Origin of the sequence: Kitasatospora sp. NPDC058162 (assembly GCF_042884005.1) — a bacterium.
In the GTDB taxonomy this organism is placed as follows: domain Bacteria; phylum Actinomycetota; class Actinomycetes; order Streptomycetales; family Streptomycetaceae; genus Kitasatospora.
Genome location: NZ_JBHVUS010000046.1, coordinates 22,926 through 47,531, shown reverse-complemented (window position 1 = coordinate 47,531; position 24,606 = coordinate 22,926). Strand labels below are relative to the sequence as shown.

21 protein-coding genes and 1 riboswitch are annotated in these 24,606 nt (G+C 74.1%); of the genes, 12 read left to right on the top strand and 9 right to left on the bottom strand.

The annotated features are described in order from the left end of the window. Window positions 1-94 precede the first annotated feature (94 nt). From ACFVXG_RS41615 to ACFVXG_RS41600, 4 genes are all read left to right on the top strand, one after another. Window positions 95-1,243: a sugar kinase gene (locus tag ACFVXG_RS41615; RefSeq protein ID WP_387935676.1), complete on the top strand. Its 1,149-nt coding sequence runs from the start codon at window positions 95-97 to the stop codon at window positions 1,241-1,243. Between the two features lie 37 nt (window positions 1,244-1,280). After that, window positions 1,281-2,030, top strand: coding sequence for an IclR family transcriptional regulator (locus tag ACFVXG_RS41610; protein WP_387935674.1), 750 nt, complete (start codon window positions 1,281-1,283; stop codon window positions 2,028-2,030). A 35-nt stretch (window positions 2,031-2,065) separates the two neighbouring features. Then, window positions 2,066-2,476 (top strand): RidA family protein, encoded by a 411-nt coding sequence (locus ACFVXG_RS41605; RefSeq protein WP_387935672.1) that lies wholly within the window; start codon window positions 2,066-2,068, stop codon window positions 2,474-2,476. A gap of 162 nt (window positions 2,477-2,638) precedes the next feature. Then, on the top strand, window positions 2,639-3,346 hold the full coding sequence (locus ACFVXG_RS41600) for a DUF2470 domain-containing protein (protein WP_387935670.1): 708 nt from the start codon (window positions 2,639-2,641) through the stop codon (window positions 3,344-3,346). A 48-nt stretch (window positions 3,347-3,394) separates the two neighbouring features. Here ACFVXG_RS41600 and ACFVXG_RS41595 read toward each other — a convergent pair whose 3' ends face one another. Both ACFVXG_RS41595 and ACFVXG_RS41590 read right to left on the bottom strand, forming a co-directional pair. Beyond that, entirely contained in the window at window positions 3,395-4,930 is a 1,536-nt protein-coding gene (locus ACFVXG_RS41595; protein WP_387935669.1) for an APC family permease, read from the bottom strand. 408 nt (window positions 4,931-5,338) lie between these two features. Beyond that, complete coding sequence (locus tag ACFVXG_RS41590) at window positions 5,339-6,295, bottom strand: peptidoglycan DD-metalloendopeptidase family protein (protein ID WP_387935667.1); 957 nt, start codon at window positions 6,293-6,295, stop codon at window positions 5,339-5,341. Window positions 6,296-6,297: 2 nt separating this feature from the next. Then, window positions 6,298-6,481: riboswitch (cyclic di-AMP (ydaO/yuaA leader) on the bottom strand. 397 nt (window positions 6,482-6,878) lie between these two features. Between ACFVXG_RS41590 and ACFVXG_RS41585 the strand changes: the two genes are divergently transcribed. After that, entirely contained in the window at window positions 6,879-8,336 is a 1,458-nt protein-coding gene (locus ACFVXG_RS41585) for an MFS transporter (protein WP_387935706.1), read from the top strand. Window positions 8,337-8,361: 25 nt separating this feature from the next. On the opposite strand, the gene purB is transcribed toward ACFVXG_RS41585, so the two are convergent. Next, window positions 8,362-9,801: an adenylosuccinate lyase gene (gene purB, locus ACFVXG_RS41580; RefSeq protein ID WP_387935665.1), complete on the bottom strand. Its 1,440-nt coding sequence runs from the start codon at window positions 9,799-9,801 to the stop codon at window positions 8,362-8,364. A gap of 109 nt (window positions 9,802-9,910) precedes the next feature. On the opposite strand from purB, the gene ACFVXG_RS41575 reads away from it, so the two are divergent. Then, window positions 9,911-12,055, top strand: coding sequence for a HelD family protein (locus ACFVXG_RS41575; RefSeq protein WP_387935663.1), 2,145 nt, complete (start codon window positions 9,911-9,913; stop codon window positions 12,053-12,055). Between the two features lie 32 nt (window positions 12,056-12,087). Here ACFVXG_RS41575 and ACFVXG_RS41570 read toward each other — a convergent pair whose 3' ends face one another. From ACFVXG_RS41570 to ACFVXG_RS41560, 3 genes are all read right to left on the bottom strand, one after another. Continuing rightward, window positions 12,088-12,546: a MarR family winged helix-turn-helix transcriptional regulator gene (locus tag ACFVXG_RS41570; RefSeq protein WP_387935661.1), complete on the bottom strand. Its 459-nt coding sequence runs from the start codon at window positions 12,544-12,546 to the stop codon at window positions 12,088-12,090. Between the two features lie 118 nt (window positions 12,547-12,664). After that, the gene (locus tag ACFVXG_RS41565; RefSeq protein ID WP_350505295.1) at window positions 12,665-13,081 is read right to left on the bottom strand and encodes a DUF3037 domain-containing protein; all 417 of its coding nucleotides are present in this window, start codon (window positions 13,079-13,081) and stop codon (window positions 12,665-12,667) included. Next, window positions 13,078-13,833, bottom strand: coding sequence for a HipA family kinase (locus ACFVXG_RS41560; protein WP_387935659.1), 756 nt, complete (start codon window positions 13,831-13,833; stop codon window positions 13,078-13,080). Before ACFVXG_RS41560 ends, ACFVXG_RS41565 begins: the two co-directional genes overlap by 4 nt. Window positions 13,834-14,040: 207 nt before the next feature. Between ACFVXG_RS41560 and ACFVXG_RS41555 the strand changes: the two genes are divergently transcribed. Further along, the gene (locus tag ACFVXG_RS41555) at window positions 14,041-15,399 is read left to right on the top strand and encodes an NAD(P)/FAD-dependent oxidoreductase (RefSeq protein WP_387935657.1); all 1,359 of its coding nucleotides are present in this window, start codon (window positions 14,041-14,043) and stop codon (window positions 15,397-15,399) included. 40 nt (window positions 15,400-15,439) lie between these two features. Here ACFVXG_RS41555 and ACFVXG_RS41550 read toward each other — a convergent pair whose 3' ends face one another. The 3 genes from ACFVXG_RS41550 to ACFVXG_RS41540 all read right to left on the bottom strand — a co-directional run bounded on the left by ACFVXG_RS41550 (window position 15,440) and on the right by ACFVXG_RS41540 (window position 19,433). After that, a complete protein-coding gene (locus ACFVXG_RS41550; protein WP_387935655.1) occupies window positions 15,440-16,435 on the bottom strand; it encodes a RimK family alpha-L-glutamate ligase in 996 nt (331 codons plus the stop codon). A gap of 290 nt (window positions 16,436-16,725) precedes the next feature. Continuing rightward, window positions 16,726-17,937 carry a GDSL-type esterase/lipase family protein gene (locus ACFVXG_RS41545; RefSeq protein ID WP_387935654.1) on the bottom strand — a complete coding sequence of 404 codons (1,212 nt, stop codon included), beginning with the start codon at window positions 17,935-17,937 and terminating at the stop codon, window positions 16,726-16,728. A 158-nt stretch (window positions 17,938-18,095) separates the two neighbouring features. Beyond that, on the bottom strand, window positions 18,096-19,433 hold the full coding sequence (locus ACFVXG_RS41540; RefSeq protein ID WP_387935652.1) for an aminotransferase class I/II-fold pyridoxal phosphate-dependent enzyme: 1,338 nt from the start codon (window positions 19,431-19,433) through the stop codon (window positions 18,096-18,098). Window positions 19,434-19,467: 34 nt separating this feature from the next. Between ACFVXG_RS41540 and ACFVXG_RS41535 the strand changes: the two genes are divergently transcribed. The 5 genes from ACFVXG_RS41535 to ACFVXG_RS41515 all read left to right on the top strand — a co-directional run bounded on the left by ACFVXG_RS41535 (window position 19,468) and on the right by ACFVXG_RS41515 (window position 24,550). Next, window positions 19,468-20,235, top strand: coding sequence for a pyridoxamine 5'-phosphate oxidase family protein (locus ACFVXG_RS41535; protein WP_387935650.1), 768 nt, complete (start codon window positions 19,468-19,470; stop codon window positions 20,233-20,235). Between the two features lie 13 nt (window positions 20,236-20,248). Then, window positions 20,249-20,920, top strand: coding sequence for an FMN-binding negative transcriptional regulator (locus tag ACFVXG_RS41530; protein WP_387935648.1), 672 nt, complete (start codon window positions 20,249-20,251; stop codon window positions 20,918-20,920). Between the two features lie 191 nt (window positions 20,921-21,111). Beyond that, window positions 21,112-22,446, top strand: coding sequence for a sugar porter family MFS transporter (locus tag ACFVXG_RS41525; protein WP_387935705.1), 1,335 nt, complete (start codon window positions 21,112-21,114; stop codon window positions 22,444-22,446). Window positions 22,447-22,499: 53 nt separating this feature from the next. Further along, the gene (locus ACFVXG_RS41520; protein WP_387935646.1) at window positions 22,500-23,201 is read left to right on the top strand and encodes a dienelactone hydrolase family protein; all 702 of its coding nucleotides are present in this window, start codon (window positions 22,500-22,502) and stop codon (window positions 23,199-23,201) included. 74 nt (window positions 23,202-23,275) lie between these two features. Then, on the top strand, window positions 23,276-24,550 hold the full coding sequence (locus ACFVXG_RS41515) for an MFS transporter (RefSeq protein WP_387935644.1): 1,275 nt from the start codon (window positions 23,276-23,278) through the stop codon (window positions 24,548-24,550). The last annotated feature ends 56 nt before the right edge of the window (window positions 24,551-24,606 follow it).

Genomic DNA, 24,606 nt, shown 5'->3' with positions numbered 1-24,606 from the left:
AACGGAACCGGCCGCCGGTCGACCCCGACCGACTGCCGGTCACCCCCGGTCGGCCCGCGCGCCACGGACCGGCCGCAGACGAGGAGCCCAGCAGATGCCGCCACAGGACACCCCGGGGCCGAACCGCCCCGGTCCGCCCCCGACGGCCGTGTGCGTGGGCGAGTCGATGGCCGTCCTGCTGCCCGACCACCCCGGCCCGCTGGAGGCCGTGGACACCTTCCGGCTGTCCGTCGGCGGCGCCGAGTCCAACGTGGCCGGGGCGCTGGCCGCGCTCGGTGTGCCGACCGCCTGGATCAGCCGGGTCGGCGACGACGGCTTCGGCCGCCGCCTGCTCGCCGAGGTCGCCGCCCGCGGCGTGGACGTCTCCGGCGTCACCGTCGACCCGCACCGCCCGACCGGCCTGTACCTCAAGGAGGTCGGCGGCACCACCGGCCACCGGCACGACCTCGGCCCGGGCCGCAGCCGGCTGCACTACCACCGGCGCGGCTCCGCGGCCGCCGCGCTCTCCCCGGCCCTGCTCGCCGACCCGACCGCCGACCGCCTGCTGGCCGGCGCCCGGCTGCTGCACCTGTCCGGCATCACCGCGGCACTCTCCGACGACTGCCTGGCCCTGCTGCGCGCCCTGCTCGCCGACCGCCGCCCCGGGCGGCTGGTCAGCTTCGACCTCAACTGGCGCCCCGCGCTCTGGCGGGACCGCGACCCGGCCGTGCTGCCGCCGCTGCTGGACGCCGCCGACCTGCTGCTGCTCGGCGCCGACGAGGCCCAGGCCGCCTTCGGCACCGGCGAGCCCGCCGCACTGCGCCGCCGCTTCCCCTCGCCCGCCACCGTGGTGGTCAAGGACGCCGCCCGGGTGGTCACCGCGCTGGAGCGGGACGGCTCGGCCGTCGCCGAACCGGCCCTGACCGTCGAGGTGGTGGAGGCCACCGGCGCGGGCGACGCCTTCGCGGCCGGCTACCTGGCCGGCACCCTGCACGCCCTGGACCAGCGCCGCCGGCTGCGGCTCGGCCACCTGAGCGCGGCCTGCGCGCTGACCGCCCACGGCGACCAGGCCGAGCTGCCGCCCGCCCCGGTGCTGACCGCCCTGCTCGACGCCTCCCCCGCCGACTGGGCCGCCACCCGGGTCACCGCCGGGGGCATCGCCTCCCCGGCCCTGCCCGCCGCCCGGCCCTGGACCCGGACGCGGACCGGAGCCCAGGCACCGGCGGAGGCCGGGACCCGACCCGATCGGGCCCGGGCACGATGAGCACCGACCCCCGCCACCCGACCGGAGTCCCAGCCCGATGAGCCAGACCGTCACCCGCGCCCTGCGCATCCTCGCCCAGCTCGGCGAGGGCGAGCGCTCCCTGGACCAGCTGGCCGAGGTCCTCGGCGTGCACAAGACCACCGTGCTCCGGCTGCTCCAGAGCCTGGAGGAGGAACGCTTCGTCTACCGCGACGCGGCCTACCGCTACCACCTCGGGGCGGGCCTGTTCGCCCTCTCCGGCCTCGCCCTGGAGCAGCGCGGGGTGCGCCGGATCGCCGCCCCGCACCTCGCCGAGCTGAACGCCGCCACCGGCCAGACCGTCCACCTGGCGGCCTACGAGGGCGGCGAGGTGGTCTACATCGACAAGTTCGACTCCCGCCACCCGGTCAGGATGTACTCCCGGATCGGCCTGCGCGCGGCCCTGCACAGCGCGGCCGTCTCCAAGGTCCTGCTGGCCGACCTCCCGCTGCCCGAGCGCCGCCGGGTGGTGGCCGGGATCGACTTCACCCCGCACACCGAACGCACCCTCACCACGCCCGAGGCGCTGCTCGCCGAGCTGGAGAAGGTCGCGGCCCAGGGCTGGGCGCAGGACCACGCCGAGCACGAGGCCTTCATCAACTGCGTCGCCGCCCCGATCCGGGACGCCAGCGGCCGAGTGGTCGCCGCTGCCTCCATCTCCGTCCCGGACGTCGTCCTCCCGTACGAACAGGTGCTGGACCTCCTCCCCCAGCTGCTCGCCACCGCCCGCGCCGTCTCGGCCGACTGCGGCCGCCCCGACCACAACTGACTGACCGTCACCGAATGCAAGGAGCCCGAAGCCCGATGTCCTCCGACAAGACCGAGATCCGCACCGACGGCGCCCCCGCCCCCGCCTGGATGTTCTCCCAGGGCGTCCGCAAGGGCCCGATCCTCCAGGTCTCCGGCCAGGGCCCGCAGGACCCGGCGACCGGCGAGTACCTCCACCACGGCGACGTGAAGGCCCAGACCCGCCGCACCCTGGAGAACGTCAAGGCCATCGTCGAGGCCGGCGGCGCCACCGTCGAGGACGTGGTGATGTTCCGCGTCTACCTCACCAAGCGGGCCGACTTCCCGCTGATGAACGAGGTCTACGCCGAGTTCATCGAGGAGAACATCAAGCCCGGCGGGGTGAAGCCCTGCCGCACCACGATCTTCGTCGAGCTGCCCCAGGAGCCGATGCTGGTGGAGATCGACGCCCAGGCCGTCATCGCCTGACCCCAGCCCCACCGCACCCCGAGGGCCCGGACGCCACCCCGCATCCGGGCCCTCGGCGCACCTCGGCGCACCTCGACGCACCTCGGCACAGCCCGCCGCCCACTTGCCACGCCTCCCGACGAACATTAGGTTAGGCTCACCTAACTAGAAGGAGGCCCGTCCATGAGCGACGCCGAGGTGCCCGAGCCCACCACCGCCGACCGGGTCCACAGCCTGCTCAGCGCGACCTCCTCGCTCACCGTCCGCGCCCTCGGCGAGCACCACGAACTGGACACCCCGGTCTCCGTCCACGGCTCCCGGCTGCGCCTGCGCGTCCCGCTGGACGCCCCGCTCATCGCGGCCGCCGCCGGCGCCACCGACGGACTGGCCGTCGTGCTCGACGTCACCGACGTCTCCCCCGTCGCGGTCCGCGACCGCGTCCGCGCCCGGCTCACCCTGGCCGGCCGGCTGCACCTGGCCCACCTCGCCGACGACGGCCTCAGCGTCCACCTGCGGGTCGACGTCGCCCACGCCGTCCTCGCCACCCCGTACAGCACCGGCGCGCTCACCGCCACCGACCTCGCCCTCGCCACCCCCGACCCGCTGGCCCGCCACGAGGCCGCCCTGCTCACCCACCTGGCCGACGACCACGCCGACGCCCTCGGCCTGCTCACCCGGCTGCTCGACCCGGTCCTGCTCGCCCACCACCCGGACGTCCGCCCGCTCGCCCTGGACCGCCACGGCCTGGTGCTGCGCCTGGACCACTCCCACGGCCACCGCGACGTCCGCCTGGTCTTCCCCGAACCCGCCCGCGACACCGAGGACTTCGGCCACCGGATGCACGACCTGCTCACCGCCGCCGAACACGGCCTCCCGGCCCACCGGAACTGACCGCCGGAACCGACCACCGGAGCTGTCCCCCGAGAGAGGGCCGGCCGCTCACCGCTCCGCCGCCTCCTCCAGCACGATCCGCCCCATCCGCGCGTACAGCTCCGGCCGCCGCCGGCGCAGTACCAGGGCCGTCCCGATGCCCCCCAGGAACACCCCGATCACCAGGTACGGCATCAGCGCGAACAGCAGGGTGCCCGCCGCCGCCCCGGCGGCCGTCCCCCGGTTGGCCACCAGCAGGGCCACCACCGCGCCCATCGCCACCCCGCCGACCAGCGGCGCGACCAGCGTCCGGCACCAGTGCGCGGTCTCCGGGTGCCGGCCCTGCACATGGAAGTACCCCACCACCGCGAAGGAGCAGAGCGTCTGCACGACCAGGATCGCCATCGTCCCCAACAGGGCCAGCAGCGTGAACAGATGGACGTACGGGTCCATCCCCGCCGCCAGGAACGCCAGCACCAGCCCGGCCGCGATCCCCGACTGCACGACCGAGGCCACGTACGGCGAACCGTGCCGCGGGTGGGTCCGCCCGAGCGCCGGGTGCAGCAGCCCCTCCCGCCCGATCGCGTACAAGTACCGTGCGGCGCACTGGTGGAAGGCCATCGCGCAGGCGAACGAGCCGGTGACGACCAGCCATTGGAACAGCGTCACCGCCCAGGCGCCGAGGTGCTCCCCCAGCGGGTCGAAGAACAGGCTGTTCCCGTCCTTGCCCGGCACCGCCCCGCCCGCCACCGCGATCGCGTGCTCAACGCCGTTGCCGGACAGGATCATCCAGGACACGAAGACGTAGAACAGCCCGATCCCGATCACCGACACCATGGTCGCCCGCGGCACCACCCGCTTGGGATCGCGCGACTCCTCCCCGTACATCGCGGTCGACTCGAAGCCCACCCAGGAGCAGAACGCGAAGAACAGTCCCAGCCCGGCCCCGGCCGTGCCCGAACCCCCCACCCCGTTCAGCGCGTTCAGCGGGTTCACCGCCTCGCCGACGATGCCCTCCGGACCGCCGCCGGAGGCCAGCACGGCCAGCGAGACCGCGCCCAGCACCCCGACCTCCAGCACCAGCGCCACCCCGAGCACCTTCGTCGTCAGGTGCAGGTCGAACCAGGCCATCACCCCGATCACCGCCACCCCGGCCAGCGCGTACCAGCCCCAGCCGAGGTCCACGCCCAGCTGCGAACGGACCAGTCCCCGCAGCGAGTACGCGAAGAAGCCGACGACCGAGGCCTCGAAGACGATGTACGCCAGCACCGCGAGCAGCCCCGAGCCCATCCCGACCACCCGGCCCAGCCCGTGCGAGATGTACCCGTAGAACGCCCCGGCCGCCGTGAGGTGCCGGGCCATCGCCACGTACCCGACCGAGAACACGGTGAGCACCACGGTCACCAGGACGTACGCGGCCGGCGCGCCGACCCCGTTGCCCTGCCCGACGATGATCGGCAGGTTCCCCGTCATGGCGGTGATCGGGGCGGCACTGGCGACCGCCATGAACACCACGCCCACCAGGCCGACCGAGTCCGGCTTCAGCCGGTCGACCCCGCCCGACCGGGCCCGTTCCCCGACCACGTCCCCGCTCCGCACGGCCATCCGGCCTCCTCGTCCACCCGGGCGCTCCCGCCCGCCGGACCGGCCGGGCGCTGACTGCCGCCAGGATCGGCACATCGCGGACGGCCCGCAAACAGCCGCAACCAGCCGGTCCGCGCCCGGGGTTGACGCCGCGTTCGACACCTCGAACGCCGAGAACACCGAGAACACGAAGAACGCCGAGAACACCCCGAGCCGGGAACACCCGGGCCGGGAAACGGAAGCAGCCGGCCCGGCCGCGCGAGAGAGAGGTGTCTCGCACGGCCGGGCCGGCCATGGGCGTGTCCCGCGCCCAGGTCCACTGGTGCGGCGATCACCCGGTCGAGCGGTCACCCGACATGACCATCCCGGGCGGTCGATTCGCCCCGCATCAGCGGTGGTTCAGAAGGTCCTGCGGAAGGACCGGGTGGGTCAGAGCGCGACGCCGTGCGCCCGCAGGTAGGCGACCGGGTCGATGTCCGAGCCGTACTCCGGACCGGTACGGATCTCGAAGTGCAGGTGCGGGCCGGTCACGTTGCCGGTCGCACCGGAGAGGCCGAGCTGCTGGCCGGCGGTGACGGTCTGACCAACGCTCACGCCGATCGAGGACAGGTGCGCGTACTGGGCGTACTTGCCGTCGCCGAGCTGGATCTCGACCTCGTTGCCGTAGGCGCCGTCGTAACCGGCCTTCACCACCACGCCGTTGGCGACGGCGCGCAGCGGGGTGCCGGTGGAGGCGACGAAGTCCTGGCCGGTGTGGTGGCCGGAGGCCCACATCGAGCCGGCCACGCCGTAGGCCTCGCCCAGCACGGGGTTGGCGACCGGGGCGAGGTAGCCGGAGGTGGCGGCGACCGGGGCGGCGGTGACGGCCTGGGCCGGGGCGGCGGTCTGGACCTGGGTCTGCAGCTGAGCACCCGGCTTGGCAGCCTCGGTCTGGACCTGCACCTGGGAGTCCGCGGCGGCGGGCTTGACCGGCTTGGCCGGCTTCGCCGGGGCCGGGGCGGCGGCCGGGGCCGCGGGCTTCGCGGCGTCAGCGGCGTGGCCCGCGAGGGCCAGCTGCTGACCGGGGAAGATCAGGTTCGGGTCGGCACCGACCACCGAGCGGTTCTGCTCGTACAGCGCGTGCCAGCCGCCCTCGACGTGCTTGGTGTCGGCGATCTGCGACAGGGTGTCACCGCTGACGACGCGGTAGCTCCCCTGGGCGGCGGCCGGAGCGGCGGCCTGCGAAGCGGCCGGGGCGGCCGGGGCGGCGGCGGCCGCCGGGGCGGTGTCCGCCTGGGCGCTCATCGCGGTCACGAGCGGCAGGACGAACGAGACGCCGGTGACGGCGGTGGCGATGCCGATGCGGGCGGCACGGGGCAGGGCGATACGACGAGCCTGTGCAGGCATGGAATTTTCCTCTCCGACGCCTGCGAGGTGAGCTGTCGGGTTCGGGCTGGAGTTGCCCGGCCGCATGCGCGGCTTCACCCCAAGCCGGTCCTGGTCGTCCGTGCCCTGAAAAGGCGCGAACTCCGGTCCGGCGACTTACCTGTGGGTCCCCCGCTCCTGCCGTACAGAGTTCAGTGCGAGCCACCGGGCAGCGGCAGGACTCGGCGTTCCACCCGGTGGATCCGCCCGGGCTGGCCGGGCGGTCGCTGAACTAAAACTCATCCGTTCAGGTGAAGCAATGTCGATCTCTTGAATCCGCAACCAACCCCGCCGCCACCGTCACCCTCCGAATGATCCGCTGTACCGTACGTGCACAATCCATTCACCCGGAGCCACTGATCCACGACGCTGCGCCGACCGGGCCACCCCTGCGCGACCCTTCGCTCACGCACCGCCACCGGCCGACACACCACCCGGTGACCCTTGTCACGTACACCCCGGCGGGCGCAGGATTCGGCCCGTGGCCACCTCTCAAGCCGGCACCCTGCGCCTCGGCACCGCACAGGGTCGCTGGGTACTCCTCGCAACGGTGCTCGGCTCCAGCATGGCGATGCTCGACGGCACGGTGGTGAACGTCGCCCTGCCCCGGATCGGCGCCGACCTCGGCGCCTCCCTCGCCTCCCTGCAATGGACCCTGAACGCCTATCTGCTCACCCTGGCCGGCCTGATCCTGCTCGGCGGCGCCCTCGGCGACCGCTACGGACGGCGCCGGGTCTTCCTGATCGGCGTGGTCTGGTTCGCCGTCGCCTCCGCGGCCTGCGCCGCCGCCCCGACCATCCACGTGCTGATCGCCGCCCGCGCCGTCCAGGGCATCGGCGGGGCGCTGCTCACCCCGGGCTCGCTCGCCATGCTCCAGGCGGTCTTCCACCCGGACGACCGCTCGGCGGCGGTCGGCCTCTGGTCCGGCCTGGGCGGGGTGTCGGCGGCCGTCGGCCCCTTCCTCGGCGGCTGGCTGGTGGACGGCCCCGGCTGGCGCTGGATCTTCCTGCTGAACCTGCCGCTGGCTGCCGCCGTGATCGCGGTGACCTCCCGCTACGTCCCGGAGAGCCGGGACGAGTCCGCCACCGGCCGCTTCGACGTGCCCGGCGCCCTGCTCGCCGCCCTCGCCCTCGGCGCGATCACCTACGCGCTCACCGCCGCCGGGGAGGGGCTGTCCCCCGTCGTCTGGGTCACCGGCGCGATCGGCCTGCTGCTGGCCGCCGCCTTCGTGGCCGTCGAGCGGCGCGCGCCCGACCCGATGCTGCCGCTCGGACTGTTCTCCTCCCGGCTGTTCACCGCCGTGAACCTGGTCACCCTCTGTGTCTACGCGGCGTTCAGCGGGGTGTTCTTCCTGCTGGTGGTGCAGCTGCAGATCGTCTCGGGCTTCTCCCCGCTGGTCTCCGGCTTCGCACTGGTGCCGATCACGGTGCTGATGCTGACCCTGTCCGCGCGCGCCGGGCGCCTCGGCAAGCGGATCGGCCCGCGCCTGCCGCTGACCGTCGGCCCGCTGCTGTGCGCCGCCGGGGTGCTGCTGATGCTGCGCACCGGCCCCGGCTCCTCCTACTGGGCGGACGTGCTGCCCGCGGTCGCCGTGATGGGCTCCGGGATGACCCTGCTGGTCGCGCCGCTGACCGCGACCGTGCTGGCCGCCGTCGAGGTGCGGCACGCGGGCATCGCCAGCGGCGTCAACAACGCCGCCGCCCGCGCGGCCGGCCTGCTCGCGGTGGCCGCCCTGCCGGCGCTGGCCGGACTGAGCGGCAACGCCTACCGGGTGCCGTCCGCGGTGGACTCCGCCTTCCACACCGCGATGCTGATCTGCGCCGGCCTGCTGACCGCCGGCGGGCTGATCGCCTTCACCACCGTCCGGGGCAACGTGCTCGCGCCCGAGGAGGAGCACCCGGTGGCCGAGCCGAACTGCGACTGGCCCTGCGCCACCACCACCCCGCCGCTCGACCCGGGCCGCCCCCGCACGCACGAGGGCCCCGCCACCGGAACGGCGGCAGGGCCCTCGTCGGACAACTGACTCCTCGTCAGAGAATACTGCTCTCTTAGAGGATGTCGCCGGGGGTGTACTTGGCCGCCGCCGGGTACGCCGCCGCGACGGCCTCCACCTGGCGGACGACCTCGGCGACCTGCGCCCCGGCCGCACCGGTGAAGGACAGCCGGTCGGCCAGCAGCGCGTCCAGCGCGGCCCGGTCCAGCGGGATCCGCTCGTCGGCGGCGAGCCGGTCCAGCAGCTCGTTCTCCCGGGCACCGGCGCGCATCGCCAGCGCGGAGGCGACGGCGTGCTCCTTGATGACCTCGTGGCCGGTCTCCCGGCCGACGCCCGCGCGCACCGCGCCCATCAGCACCTTGGTGGTGGCCAGGAACGGCAGGTAGCGGTCCAGCTCGGCCTCGACCACGGCCGGGAAGGCGCCGAACTCGTCCAGGACGGTGAGGAAGGTCTCCAGCAGGCCGTCGAAGGCGAAGAAGGCGTCCGGCAGCGCGACCCGGCGCACCACCGAGCAGGAGACGTCGCCCTCGTTCCACTGGTCGCCGGCCAGCTCGCCGGTCATCGACGCGTAGCCGCGCAGGATGACGGCCAGGCCGTTGACGCGCTCGCAGGAGCGGGTGTTCATCTTGTGCGGCATCGCGGAGGAGCCGACCTGGCCCTCCTTGAAGCCCTCCGTCACCAGCTCGTGGCCGGCCATCAGGCGGATGGTCTTGGCCAGGCTGGACGGCGCGGCGGCCAGCTGGACGAGGGCGGTGAGCACCTCGAAGTCCAGCGAGCGCGGGTAGACCTGGCCGACGCTGGTCAGCACGTTGTCGAAGCCGAGGTGGCCGGCGACCCGGCGCTCCAGCTCGGCCAGCTTCTCGGTGTCGCCGCCGAGCAGGTCCAGCATGTCCTGGGCGGTGCCGACCGGGCCCTTGATCCCGCGCAGCGGGTAGCGGGCGATCAGCTCCTCCAGGCGGCGGAAGGCGACCAGCAGCTCGTCGGCGATCGACGCGAAGCGCTTGCCCAGGGTGGTGGCCTGCGCGGCCACGTTGTGGGAGCGGCCGGCCATGACCAGCTCGGAGTGCTGGGCGGCCAGGTCGGCCAGGCGGACCAGCACGGCGACCGTACGGTCCCGGACGTGCTCCAGGGACTGGCGGATCTGCAGCTGCTCGACGTTCTCGGTCAGGTCCCGGGAGGTCATTCCCTTGTGGATCTGCTCGTGGCCGGCGAGCTCGCTGAACTCCTCGATCCGGGCCTTCACGTCGTGGCGGGTGATCCGCTCACGGGCGGCGATCGAGCCGAGGTCGACCTGGTCGACCACCCGCTCGTAGTCGGCGACGGCGGTCGCGGGCACCTCGACACCGAGGTCCTGCTGGGCCTTCAGGACGGCGAGCCACAGGTGGCGCTCGAGGACCACCTTGTGCTCGGGGGACCACAGCTGGGCCAGGGTCGCCGAGGCGTACCGGGAGGCCAGGACATTGGGGATCTGGGGCTTCGCGCTCACGCTTCGCAAGCCTAACAGCCGAGGTCACGCCGAACGTCGGCGGATGGGGTAGGCTGGGCCGGTTGAACGACCATCGGATGAAGCCCTACAAACTCCTCGCCGCAAGGATACCACACCGATGAACGGAACACCAGCACCCAGCGGGGCCCCCGACCCCGCCCTCGCCCAGGCCCTGCACAGCGAACAGGCCGGTCTCGACCGGCTCTACGCGCACCTGGACACCGCCCGGGAGCACGCCCGCCACACCCGCGACCACGCCCACGACGGCGCGGCCGCCGGCGGCACCCACCAGGCCCGGCTGGAACGCGAGGTCCGCGCCCGCGAGGCCGCCCGGACGGCCGCCCGGCTCGACGCGGTGGAGCGCGGCCTCTGCTTCGGCCGGCTCGACGAACGCGACGGCACCGTCCACTACATCGGCCGCACCGGACTGACCGACGAGGCGTACGAACCGCTGCTGCTCGACTGGCGCACCCCCGCCGCCCGCCCGTTCTACACCGCGACCCCCGCCCACCCCGGCACCGTGGTCCGCCGCCGCCACCTGCACACCGAGGGCCGCACCGTCACCGGCCTGGACGACGAGGCGCTCGACCTCGCCCGGATCGACGAGTCCGGCCGCCGCGCCCTGGTCGGCGAGGCCGCCCTGCTCGCCGCCCTCGCCCGCGACCGCACCGGCCGGATGGGCACCGCCGTCGCCACCATCCAGGCCGAACAGGACCGGGTGATCCGCTCCCCGCTGCCCGGCGCCCTGGTCGTCCAGGGCGGGCCCGGGACGGGCAAGACCCTCGCCGCCCTGCACCGCGCCGCCTACCTGCTGTTCACCCACCGCGCCGCGCTGGAGCGCCGCGGCGTGCTGGTGGTCGGCCCCACCGCGGGCTTCCTGCGCTACATCGAGGAGGTGCTGCCCGCCCTCGGCGAGACCGAGGTGGTACTGCGCACGGTCGGCGAGCTCTTCCCCGGCGTCACCGCGACCGGCACCGACACCCCCGCCGCGGCCGTCGCCAAGGGCGGCCCGTGGATGGCCGAGGTACTCCGGCGCGCCGTCGCCGCCCACCAGTCGGCCCCCGCCGAGGGCATCGACCTGGGCGACGGGCTGCGGGTCTCCGCCCGCGCCTGCGCCCAGGCCCGGGACGCCGCCCGCGGCCTGCGGGCACCCCACAACCGGGCCCGCACCCACTACCTGCGCACCCTGCTGGACGCCCTGGCCATCGCCCAGGCGCTCTCCCTCGGCCGCCCGTACGACGAGGAGGAGGCGCACTACGCCCCGCGCGAGCTGTGGGACCGGGCGGACGTCCGCGCCGCGCTCGACCCGCTCTGGCCCGCCCTCACCCCCCAGCAGCTGCTCGAACGGCTCTTCACCGACCGGGAGTTGCTCGCCGGACTCGCCCCCGCCCTCACCCCCGAGCACGCCCGCGCACTGCTCCGCCCGCCCGGCTCGCCCTGGACGGCCGAGGACGTCCCGCTGCTCGACGAGGCCGCCGAACTCCTCGGCGACCTCCGCGCGACCGACCGCGACGAGGCCGAGGACCCGGACGAACTCGCCTTCGCCCAAGTCGTGTTGACCATCACCGGGCAGACCGACGACGTCCTGCTGGACGCCGCCGCACTGGCCGACCGGTTCCGGACCGAGGGCCCGTACCGCTCGACCGCCGAACGCGCCGGCGCCGACCGCACCTGGGCGTACGGCCACGTCGTGGTGGACGAGGCGCAGGAGCTCTCCGCGATGGCCTGGCGCACCGTGCTGCGGCGCGTCCCGACCAACTCGCTCACCGTCGTCGGCGACCTCGCCCAGACCGGATCCGCGGCCGGCGCCCGCAGTTGGGCCCAGGTGCTCGACCCGCTCGTGCCCGGCCGCTGGCGCGAGGAGCAGCTCACCGTCAACTACCGCACGCCCGCGCCGATCATGGCCCTCGCCGCCGCCGTACTGCGCACCGCCGCCCCCGGACAGCGGCCGCCGGAGTCCGTCCGCCCGGGCAGCGAACCGCCCCGCGCCGTTCCCGTACCGGACGGCGACTTCGCCGCCGCGCTCGCCCGCCTGCCCGCGGCCGTCGGCACCTCGGGCGTGATCGCGGCGGACCGGACGGCCGAGGCGCTGGGCGCGCTGACGGTCACGGCGGCCAAGGGCCTGGAGTTCGACCACGTCGTAGTGGTCGAACCGGCCGCACTGGCCCCGCGGGACCTCTACGTCGCGCTCACCCGCGCCACCCGCACGCTCACCCTGCTGCACCACCGGCCGCTGCCGCCGGACCTCGCCGGGGCGCTCTGAGCACAGCGGCGAACGGCCGGTCCGGGCAGGCGCTACTGCAGCGAGCCGCCGGACCGGCCGGCCAGCACCGGCAGGACCTGCCCGCAGATCGAGTGCAGGGCGATCCGCTGCTCGTCGGTCATCGCCGAGAAGGCCTGGTGGGTGCGGGCCATCTCGCCGCGGATGCGGTTCAGGATCTCCCGGCCCTCGGCCGTGATCACCACGATCTTCACCCGGCGGTCACCGGCCGCCGCCTCCCGGTTGGCCAGGCCCAGGGACTCCAGCCGGTCCACGATCCCGGTCACGTTCGACGCGTCGCAGCCCAGCCGCCCGGCCAGCGCCCGCATCGGCACCGGCTCCTGCACCGAGCCCAGCGCCTTGGCCTGGGAGGAGGACAGCCCGTGCCGGGCCGCGGCCGCCGCGAAGTCCTGGAAGTACGCGGCGCCGACGGCGGCCAACGCCTCCATCAGCTCGGCGTTGGTCGGTACGGTCGTCGTCGAGGTCGAACCCATGGGGTCAGCGTACGGCCGAGTGCTTCAGTAACTCAAGCTTTGACCACGGCAACCGTCGGCGAGCCGCCTCACAGTACCGCCGAACGGCCCGCTGAACAGTACGGCCGGCCCGGCAGGATCAGAGCACCAGCTGGTCGAACAGCCGCCGCAGCTCGACCTCCGGGTCCGCGGTCAGCCCGGTGTGCACCGGCCCCGGCTGGACGACCGCGCTGCGCGGCGCCGTCAGCCACCGGAACCGCTGCCCGGGGCTGTCCGAGGCCGCCGGACCGGCCTGCGGCCCGCCCAGGCAGACCGCCTCGATCCCCTGCAGCGCCCGACGCACCCCCTGCACGTCCGCCACCGGGTCCAGCGCCAGCAGCCGGGCCTGGTCCAGGTGGGTCCGCGCCGCCAGGTGGGCACTCTGCCGGCAGTACAGCAGCACCCCGACGTTCACGCACTCACCCCGCTCGACCCGCGGCACCGCCCGGATCACGGCGTACTCGTAGTCGTGGAGCTCCACGACGGCCGGCAGTGCGGCCGACAGCGGCTCGGTCATGCGGACACCTCCGGCAGCCAGTCCCGCGGACCGGCCAGTCGCTCGGTCAGCTGGGCGCGGTACGCGGCGCGCACGTCCTCGGGCGAGTCGAAGCCGAACTCGTCCACCAGCCACACCTCGGGGATCTGCGCCACCGCCGCCTCGACCGCCGCCTCCGCGAGCGGCGCGAGCGTCTTGTCCGCCGCCGCCACGTCCGGCCGGGCGCGCAGCAGCGCGTGGTCGGACGCGTCGTACGGGCGACGCACCCAGCCGGCGGCGCCGGCCCAGTTGTGGTGGAAGATCAGGCTCGCGCCGTGGTCGATCAGCCGCAGCCCGCCGGTCGCCACCAGCAGGTTGGGGTTGCGCCAGGACCGGTCGACGTTGCCGATCAGCGCGTCGAACCAGAGCACCTGCCCGGCCAGTTCGGGGTCGACCTCGAAGCAGAGCGGGTCGAAGTTCAGCGCGCCGCTGACGAAGGCCATCCCGAGGTTGGTCCCGCCGCTGGCCCGCATCTGGTCCTGGACCTGGTGGTCCGGCTCGCTGCGCGCGAGCACCGGGTCCAGGTCGATCGTCACCAGCTCCGGCACCGGCAGCCCGAGCCGCCGCCCCAACTCCCCGGCCAGCACCTCCGCGACCAGCGCCTTCCGGCCCTGCGCCGCACCGACCCATTTCAGCGCGTACAGCCGCCGGTCGTCGGCCTCGACCAGGCCCGGCATCGAGCCGCCTTCTCGCAGTGGCGTCACATACCGGACCGCCGTCACCTCGGGGAGCACGCCCGACAGCCTATCGGTGCCCCACCGGCCCGGCCCCCGCACCCCGACCTGTCCCCTGCCTTTCTCCCCCCTGCTTTTCTCCCCCCTCCCTTTCTCCCCTCCTCCCCCCTCCGCCCCACCCCGGTGGCAGCCCCCGCTGCTCCGTGCGAGTGTGGCGGACAGTAATGGGGGCCTTCCGGTACGACTTGTACGGCAAAGGGATGAGCGATGGAACGACCTCGGATCCTGATCGTGGGCGGCGGCTTCGCAGGCCTGGAGTGCGCCCGCCGCCTCGAACGCAAGCTCTCGCCGTCGGAGGCCGAGATCACGCTGGTCACACCGTTCAGCTACCAGCTCTACCTCCCCCTCCTCCCCCACGTCGCGGCCGGCGTCCTCACCCCCCAGTCGGTGGCGGTCTCCCTGCGCCGGAGCCTGCGCCGCACCCACATCGTCCCCGGCGGCGCCATCGGCGTCGACCCGGCCTCGCGGGTGTGCGTGGTCCGCAAGATCACCGATGAGGTGGTCGCGCTGAAGTACGACGTCCTGGTGCTCGCCCCCGGCAGCGTCACCCGCACCTTCGACATCCCCGGCCTGACCGACTACGCCCGCGGCATGAAGACGCTGGCCGAGGCGGCCTACGTCCGCGACCACGTGATCGCCCAACTCGACCTCGCCTCGGCCACCGTGGACCAGCGGGAGCGCGAGTCCCGCCTGCAGTTCGTGGTGGTCGGCGGCGGCTACGCGGGCACCGAGACGGCCGCCTGCCTGCAGCGCCTCACCACCGCCGCCGCCCGCCGCTACCCGCGGCTGGACGCCCGCCAGATCAAGTGGCACCTGATCGACATCGCCCCCAAGCTGATGCCCGAACTCGGCGACGCCCTCGGCACGGCGGCCCTGGAGGTGCTGCGCGACCGCGGCATCGAGGTGTCGCTGGGCGTCTCGGTGGCCGAAGTGGGCGCCGAGACGGTCAAGTTCACCGACGGCCGGGTGATCCCCTGCCGGACGCTGATCTGGACCGCCGGGGTGGCCGCCAGCCCGCTGATCGGCACTCTGGACGCGGAGACGGTCCGCGGCCGGCTGGCGGTGACGGCGGAGATGCGGGTGCCGCAGTTCGAGGGCGTGTTCGCACTCGGCGACGCGGCCGCCGTCCCCGACCTGGCCAAGGGCGACGGCGCGGTCTGCCCGCCGACCGCCCAGCACTCGGCCCGCCAGGGCCGCGCGGTGGCCGACAACGTGATCGCCTCGCTGCGCGGCCAGCCGCTGGAGCCGTACTACCACAAGGACCTCGGCCTGGTGGTCGACCTCGGCGGCAAGGACGCGGTGTCCAAGCCGGTGGGTGTCGAACTGCGCGGCATTCCCGCCCAGTTGGTGGCCCGCGGCTACCACCTGATGGCGATGCGCACCAATGCCGCCAAGTTCCGGGTGGGGGCGAACTGGCTGCTCAACGCGACCGCCGGGGACGACTTCGTCCGCACCGGCTTCCTCGCCCGCCAGCCCGCCCGACTGCAGGACTTCGAGTACACCGACGCCTATCTGACGAAGGATCAGGTGCAGGCCCACGCCCAGTCCCTGCTCGCCAAGGGCTGAGCCACAACCCCACCGCCCCCCGGCGACACCGGCACCCCCGCTACGGCGCCGCCCGGTGGTCCGGCCGGGGCGCCGAGCCCTCCGCCAGGTGGGCCCGGACCATGGGCAGGGCGACGCCCTCCAGCGCCCCGGGCCCACTGATCACCGGGTGGACGTTGACCTCGAAGACGCATCCGCCGTCCTCGACGGCGAGGTCCACGCCGCCGAAGGACAGTCCCAGCGCACGGGTCGCACCCACCGCCAACTCTGCCAGCCCGCGCGGCAGTTCCTCGGGCGGCAGCACGGTGGAGCGCGCGCCGCGCGCCTCGTTGCACGGCTCGTCGAGCGCCTCCTGGACGTGCTCGCAGACCCGCAGCACGCGCTCGCCCAGCACGACGACGCGCAGCTGGTGGCGGCGGCCCCGGGCGTCGAAGTTGCGTGCGTCGCGGGAGAGTTGCCACTTCTGGCCGGTGGTGGCGTAGTGCTCGCGGGCGGCCAGGAGCTGGGCGGTGGTGGTGGCGTGGAACACGCCGTTGCCGCCCAGTCCGGTGGCGGGTCGGGTCCACACGTCGCCGCCCAGGCGGCGGAATGCGTCGAGCGCCGCCGCCCGGTCCGGCGCGTGCAGGGTGATGGTCGGGGCGTGCGGGATGCCGTGCCGGGCGAAGCGTTCGACGGTGCGGCTCTTGTCGGTGGCGTTGCGCCAGGCGGTGCTGTCGGCGGCGCCCAGGCGGGCGGTGTCGCTGCGGGCGAGGACGCGTTGGAAGTCCTCGAAGCGGTGGCGGTCGCCCGGCGGGATCTCGTAGACGATCACCGCTTCGGGGGTGAGGGTGGGGCCGTCCTCGGCGAGGCGCAGGGTGAGGCGGCCGTGGCGGATCTCGGCGCGGCCGGCGCCGCCGGTCATGAAGCGGCGCGCGTCGACGGCCATCGGGGCCGTGCCGGTGAGCCGTTCGACCGCGGCTTCGAGAACGGCGCTGCTGCCCTCGTCGGAGCCGTGGTCGGTGAGGACCACGACGGGGCGCTCGCCGTCGGTGCCGGGGCGCTGCGGGGCAGTGGGCATGGCGGTCACTCCTGGGCGCGAAGGTGGCGGGCGATGGCGGCAGCGGCCGACAATGCGTCGCCCGCCAACGGGACAGCCCTTCGATCGAATGCCATGTCAATTCAGTTGATCAGGTTGATACTTACCTCTCCCGGCGGCGATTACTCCTCGGTAGCGACGCTGCCCGTCCGCCCCGGGGCCCGGACCGCCCCCGACCTGGCCGTGAACCCCGCGAAGTCGTCGCCTCCCGGACCTCGTGCCGCCACCCCTCGCCCACCGAACAGCGGGCGAGGGGCGGCGGCACGTCCGGCTCACTCCGCCGTCAGGTACATCCCGCTCGCGTCCTGCCCGGCCGTGTTGTTGCACGCGTAGTTGCCGGTCGGCCGGGCCCACAGCCGGCTCAGGCAGGCGCCGAGCGCCTGCTGCCCGTAGTAGTTGGGGTGCATCGACTCCTGCAGCACGCCCTGGGTGGTGTTGAAGCCGCCGTCCAGGAAACGCGCCCACTCGCTTGTGGTCGCGGACGGGCCGGAGCCCGCGGTCGGCTGCTGCGCGGAGGTGGAGCACACCTCATGGCCCTGGAGCATGTTCGAGAGGTCCAGGAACTGCGCCCCCTTGGCGGCGGCGACGCCCGCCAGCGCCTTGGAGATCTGCGGCACCATCGAGTCGCGCGCCCAGTCGGCGTCCCCGTCCCAGAACGGGCAGCCGCCGGTGTCGGACCGGCTCCAGCCGCTCTCCGGGTAGCGCATCTCGGCGCTGCGCGGGATCGGCGAGGGGTAGGACTGCAGTACCAGCCGGTAGTCGGACTGCGCGTAGCCGGCGCCGGTCATGACGGCGCGGATCTCGTCGATCGCCTTGCCGACCCCGGACATCGCCGTCGGCAGCTGGGAGTCGATCTGGGACTGTGCCGAGTCGTGGCAGTACGAGTTCCAGATCAGGTAGTCCTGCACGCAGTTGGAGATGATCCCGGAGAAGCCGAGGTCGTTGCCGCCGATCGACAGCGTGATCAGCTTGACGTTGTTCCGGGCCGCCACGGTGGCGAGTTGGTCGGCCTGCGGGGCCTCGCCCTTCAGCGACTGCCCGCCGTTGGAGGCGCGGAAGATGTTGCCGGTGACGGCGCCCGAGCAGGCCAGGTTGATCTGCTGCTGCGCGACGCCCTGGGCGCCGAGCACCTCGGCGACGTCGGAGCGGTCGCAGCCGCTCGCCGCCGTCGGGCCGTAGACCAGCGAGGGGTCGTACGAACTGCCGGTCCAGGCCCGGTCGGTGCCGGTCCGGTTCCCGCTGGAGTCGGCCGAGTTGCCCTTCCAGCGGCCGGCCTCGCCGGAGATGTAGCTGTCGCCGAGCGTGACGCTGGCGGTCGGCCCGCTGGGCACGGCGGCCGGGACGGACGGGACGGCCGGCGCCGCCGAGGCGGGAGGGGCGAAGGCCAGGCCGGCCAGGGTCAGCGGCAGGGCGGCGGCCGCGGTGAGCAGCCGTCTGGCGAGTCGCGGGGTGCTGCTGGTGATGCTCGAACTGTTTTCGGGCACGGCGGAAAACTCCTGCGGCTCGGTCTCCCCGCGGTATGGGGACGGGAAGACGCGTACGTGAGGGTGGGCCGCCGGCCGGTGGCGCTTGGAAGATGGCATGGCCGCGCCGGTTACCGCTAGGTACGTGCAGCAGGTTTCCCGCTTTGTTACCGACGGGTTCAGACCAGCCTGGTGCCGGCACCGCCCGTTCCCAGGACCGCGGCCAGATCGTTGGCCAGGCCCGTTGCGCCCGCCCGGTCGAGGCGTGCGACGGTGAACCGCAGCCCGGGCGGCGACTGGATCCGGTACCGCGCCCCCGGCGCCGCCACCCAGCCGCGCTGCACCAGGGCCGCCAGCGCCGAGGTCTCGTCCGGCACCGGCACCCAGACGTTCAGCCCGCTCTCCCCGTGCGCCTCGATGCCGCGCGCCGCCAGCTCCGCCAGCAGCGCGTCGCGCCGCGCCCGGTAGGCGGCGGCCACCTCGGCGGCCGGCGCCGCGTCGGCGCGCCACAGCTCGGCGACGGTGCCCTGCAGCAGGTGGCTGACCCAGCCCGCGCCGAGCCGCAGCCGCCCGGCGACCCGCCCGACCGTCTCCTCGTCGCCGACCATCACCGAGACCCGCAGGTCCGGCCCGTACGCCTTGGCCGCCGAGCGCACCACCGCCCAGTGCCGCGACCCGGCGCCGACCAGCGGGTGGTACGGCTGGTCGACGATGCCGTGCCCGTGGTCGTCCTCGATCAGCAGCGCCCCGGGGTGCTCGGCCAGGACGGCCCGCAGTGCCGCGGCCCGGGCCGCGCTGACGGCCGCACCGGTCGGGTTCTGCGCCCGGCTGGTCACCACCACCGCACGGGCGCCGTCGGCCAGCGCGGCGGCCAGCGCGTCCGGCAGCAGCCCCTCGTCGTCCAGCCGGACGGGCACGGGCCGCAGCCCCATCGCGGGCAGCAGGTCGAGCAGGCTGCCCCAGCCCGGGTCCTCGACCGCCACCGCGTCGCCGGGGCGCAGCCAGGCCCCGAGCGCGCGCTCGATGGTGTCCAGCGCGCCGGAGGCGACCGCGATCGGGCCGCCGGGCAGTCCGTCGGCCTCGAAGGAGGTGCGGGCGAGCTCGAGCAGGCCGGGGTGGTTCTGCGGGTGCCCGTACAGCACGGGCTCGGCCCGGGCGGCCTCGGCGGCGGCCGCGAGGGCCGGGGCGAGGTCGGGCAGCAGTTCCGGGTCGGGGTTGCCGGTGGACAGGTCGCGGGCCCGGGCGGGGACCGGGATGCGGATCTGGTCGCGGGTGGTGAGCGCGGGCCGGGGCAGGATCCGGCTGCCCTTGCGGCCGGCCGTCTCGATCACGCCGCGGTCGCGCAGCAGCCGGTAGGCGGCGGCCACGGTGTTGGGGTTGACGCCGAGTTCGGCGGCGAGGTCGCGCAGCGGGGGGAGCGCGGTTCCGGGCGCGAGCTTGCCGCTGCTCACGCCCTGTTCGATGTGGGCCGCGATTTCGCTGGCGCGTCGCCCTTTGAGCGGATAGTCTCCTAGCACAAACCAGATTATGCACTAGTACATAGGGGTTGTCATGTCGACCACGCCGGAAGTGAACCCGGAAGAGAACCCGGGCGCCGGTCCGGAAGCACGCCCGGAAACCGCTGCGGACTCCGCTGCGGACTCCGCCGAGGCGACCGACCCCACCACCGAGGTCCCCGTCTACGCCCGCACCCCCCGCACCACCCCCACCCGTTACAAGGACCGCGCCACCTGGGAGCGGGAGGCGATCCACGCCATCCTCGACGAGGCCTACCTCTGCCACCTCGGCTTCGTCGTCGACGGCGCCCCGGTCGTCCTGCCCACGGTCTTCGCCCGGGTCGGCAGCCGGCTCTACGTCCACGGCTCCACCGGCAGCCGCCCGATGCGCGGCGCCGCCGACGAGCAGGGCATGCAGGTCTGCGTCACCGTCACCCACGTCGACGCCCTGGTGCTGACCAAGTCCGCGTTCAACCACTCGGTGAACTTCCGCTCGGTGGTCGCCCACGGCACCGCGTACCAGGTCACCGACCCCGAGGAGCTGGACGTCGCACTGGCCGCCCTGGTCGACCAGGTCGTCCCCGGCCGCTCCGGCGAGATCCGCCCGGCCAACCCCAAGGAGCTCGCCGCCACCGCCGTGGTCCGGCTGGAGCTGGACGAGGTCTCGGCGAAGTCCCGCTCGGACGGCGCCGCCGACGACCCGGCCGACGCCGACCTGCCGTACTGGTCCGGCCTCGTCCCGGTCAGCACCACCTACGGCGCCCCCGAGCCGCACGACCCGTCCGTCCCGCTGCCCGCGCACATGCGCCGCTACCCCCGCTGAGGAGGGCCGTCCGATGCTGATCCGGTCCTGGGACCGCGGTGACGAGGAGGAGTGGCGCGCCTGGCTGGCCGAGGGCCGCGACTTCGGCCTGCTCGCCGCCAACGGCGGCCCCGACGCGGGCCCGGTGCTCGTCCCGACGCACTTCCTGCTGGACGCGGAGCGCGGCGAGATCCTGCTCCACCTCGCCGCGCCCAACCCGCTGCTGGCCGCCGTCCGCACCGACCCGAACGTGACCCTGGCGGTCACCGACGGCTACGCCTTCGCGCCCGGCCACTGGCGCGGCGAGCCCGGCACGCCCACCAGCTACTACGCCTCGGTCCACTTCCACTGCACCGCCGAGGTGGTGGAGTCCGCCGAGGGCAAGGCGGAGATCCTCAACCGCCAGCTGGCGCACTTCCAGCCGGAGACCCCGGAGGTCCGGGTGGTCCCCGGCGCCAACGAGTTCGGCCGGCTGCTGCCCGGCCTGCGCGGGCTCCGCCTGACGGTCCGGGAGGTGCGCGCCAAGTTCAAGTACGACGACAAGAAGCCGGCCGAGGCGCAGCACGGGATCGCCGAGCGCCTCGCCGCCCGCGCGGACGCCCCCGCGCTCCGCCGCGACCAGGACGCCGCCGCCCGTACCCAGTTGCTGCGGCGCCACGAACGGCGCGAGCAGCGGCGCGCGGCCACCGCGCGCGCCGCCGGCTGACCCCGTTTCACCCGATCGGTCCCCAACTCGGGCAGGTCGGCCGCCGCGCTGCTCGAATGTGAGACGAGTCCTGCCCAGCCGTCAGGGCGGGCCCGTCCACTCGGGGAGCGCACGTGTCCACAGTCCACCACCAACGGGCCTCCGGCGAGGCCCACCTCGGGCACGTGATCTTCATTTCGGCGGCCGCCGCGATGGGCGGCTTCCTGTTCGGCTACGACAGCGCCGTGATCAACGGCGCCGTGACGGGCATCCAGAAGCACTTCGCGGTCGGCCACGGCACCACCGCCTTCGTGGTGGCCATCGCGCTGCTCGGCTCGGCCGGCGGCGCGGTGGTCGCCGGGCGGCTGGCCGACCACTTCGGCCGGGTGCGCACCATGCTGCTGGCCGCCGTGCTGTTCGCGGCCAGCGGCATCGGCTCGATGTTCCCGCCGAACATCGAGACCCTCGCCACCTGGCGCGTGGTCGGCGGCGTCGCGATCGGCATCGCCTCGGTGATCGCCCCCACCTACATCGCCGAGGTCGCGCCGACCGCCTACCGCGGCCGGCTCGCCTCCTTCCAGCAGATGGCGATCGTGCTCGGCATCACCGTCTCGCAGCTCGCCAACTACGCGCTCAACCAGGCCGCCGGCGGCGAGTCCACCGGCCACCTCGGCGGCATCCAGGCCTGGCAGTGGATGCTCGGCGTCGAGACCATCCCGGCCCTGGTGTACGGGCTGATGGCGCTCTCCATCCCGGAGTCGCCGCGCTTCCTGATCGCCGACCACCGCGAGGCGCAGGCCCGCAAGGTGCTGGTCGAGGTCGAGGGCGAGGACGTCGACCTCGACGCCCGGGTCGCCGAGATCCGGGCGGTGCTGGAATCCGCCCACAAGCCCCGGCTCAAGGACCTGCTCGGCGGCCGCTTCGGCCTGCTGCCGATCGTCTGGATCGGCATCGGCGCCTCGGTGTTCCAGCAGTTCGTCGGCATCAACGTGATCTTCTACTACTCCTCCCTGCTCTGGCAGTCGGTCGGCATCAACGAGTCCAACTCGCTGCTGATCAGCCTCTCCACCTCGATCGTCAACGTGATCGGCACGGTGATCGCGATGGCCCTGGTGGACCGGATCGGCCGCAAGCCGCTGGCCCTGGCCGGCTCGATCGGCATGGCCGCCGCACTGGGCACCGCCGCCTGGGCGTTCTCCTACCGGCACGGCACCGGCGACACCGCGACCCTGGACAACACCCACGCCACCGTCGCCCTGGTCGCCGCGCACGTGTTCGTGCTCTGCTTCGCCTTCTCCTGGGGCGTGGTGGTCTGGGTGCTGCTCGGCGAGATGTTCCCCAACCGGATCCGGGCGCTGGCCCTGTCGGTCGCGGCCTCGGCCCAGTGGATCGCCAACTGGGCGATCACGGTCAGCTTCCCGGACCTCGCGGACTGGAACCTCTCCGCGACGTACGTCATCTACGCGGTCTTCGCGCTGCTCTCGATCCCGTTCGTGGCCTTCTGCATCAAGGAGACCAAGGGCCGCGCCCTGGAGGAGATGGGCTGACCGGCCCCCTCCCGCTCCCCGCCGCACGCGGCCCGACCCACCGAGAGGAAGCCATGCCAGACCAGGGCGGCTCCCGGCAGAACGTCAGCTTCCCGAGCAACGGCCGCACCGCGCACGGGTACCTGGCCCGCCCCCCGCAGGGGATCGGCCCGGGCCTGGTGGTGGTGCAGGAGTGGTGGGGGCTCACCTCGCACGTCGCGGACATGGCCGACCGCTTCGCGGCCGAGGGCTTCACCGTCCTGGCGCCCGACCTGTTCGGCGGCGCCACCACCCACGACCGCGCCGAGGCGGCCCGGCTCAAGCGCGAACTCCCGGTCGAGCGGGCCGTCGAGGACCTCTCCGGCGCGGTCGGCTTCCTGCTGTCGCTGGACGGCGTGGTCGGCGACGCGGTCGGCGCGGTCGGCTTCTGCATGGGCGGCGGCTTCGCCCTGATGCTGGCGGCCCGGGCCGGCGACGGGGTGGCCGCCGTGGTCCCGTTCTACGGCCTCCCGTCGGATCCGGACTTCGACTACCGCGGCCTGACCGCCCACGTCCTCGGCCACTTCGGCGAACTCGACGGCTCGATCCCGATGGCCGCCGCGGACGAGGCGGCGATCCGGATCGGCGAGGCCACCGACGTCCGCCCCGAGATCCACTTCTACCCGGCCGGCCACGCCTTCATGAACGACGAGAACCTGCTCGGCACCTACGACCCCCTCCAGGCCCGGATCGCCTGGCGCCGCACCCTCACCTTCCTCTGGGGCCACCTCGGCTGACGCTCCGCCCCACCGACCGGAACAGGTACGAAAACCGGATAGACACCTGTACGAACTCCGGCCATAGTCACCGGGTGCCCACCCCACTCCCCCGCCGCCTCGCCTGGGCGAGCCGCAACTTCCGCATCCAGACCGCCGCCACCGTGATCAGCGGCCTCGGCAACGCCGGCGCCCCCATCGCGACCGCCTTCGCCGTCCTCGGCAACGGCGGCGGAGCCACCGAGGTGGGGTACGTCACCGCCGCCCGGCTGCTGCCCACCGTCCTGTTCCTGCTGCTCGGCGGCACCCTCGCGGACCGGCTGCCGCGCCACCACGTGATGGTCGCCGCCAACCTGTTCAGCGCCGTCTCCCAGGCCGTGCTGGCCGCCCTGGTGCTGGCCGGGCACGTCCGGCTGTGGCAGCTGCTGCTGCTCTCCGCCGCAGGCGGCGCCGGCTACGCCCTCTACTCCCCCGCGGCCGGCGGCATGATCATGCAGGCCGTCCCCCAGGAGCACGCCGCCCGCGCCTTCTCGGTCTTCCGGATGGGCCAGAACGCCTCCCAGATCGGCGGCGCCGCCCTCGGCGGGGCGCTCACCGCCGCCGTCGGCCCGGGCTGGGTGCTCGCCCTGGACGCCCTCTGCTTCCTGATCGCCGCCTCCCTGCGCTTCTTCCTGGAGGCCGAGGCCGCGCCCGCCCCCTCCGGCGGCGGCATGCTGCGCGATCTGCGCGAGGGCTGGCGGGAGTTCGCCTCCCGCCGCTGGCTGTGGGTGATCGTGCTGCAGTTCGCCGTGGTGGTCGCCTGCATCAACACGGTCGAGTCGGTGTACGGGCCGACGGTGGCCGACGAACGCCTGGGCGGCGCGGGCGCCTGGGGCGGGGCGATGTCCGCGTACGGCGTCGGCCTGGTCGTCACCGGCCTGCTGATGGCCCGTTGGCGCCCCCGCCGGATCCTGCTGGTCGGCAACTGGGGCGTGTTCCTGTTCGGCGCCCCCGCCCTGGCCCTGGCCGCCGGAGCGCCGCTGCCGCTGCTGATCGCCGCGATGTTCCTCTCCGGCGTCGGCGTCACGGTCTTCGGCGTCAACTGGATGGTCGTGCTCCAGCAGGAGATCCCGGAGGAGATGTTCTCCCGGGTCGCCGCCTACGACGAGCTCGGCTCCTACTCGCTGGCCCCGGTCGGCACCGCGCTGGCCGGCCCGGCGGCGGCCGCGCTCGGCCTGTCCGGCGCGCTCTGGGCCTGCGCAGCGCTGTGCCTGCTGCTGAGCGCCGTGGTCCTGATCGACCCGCAGATCCGCCGGCTGTCCCGGCGCGACCCGCGGCGAAGCACCCCGGACGCAACGGTGCCCGCCAATGAGCCCGCACCCGCGCCGTGAGCGCCCTGTGCGCCCCGCGTGCGCCCGCCGGAAAGCAACCACCGGTACGGGTGGTT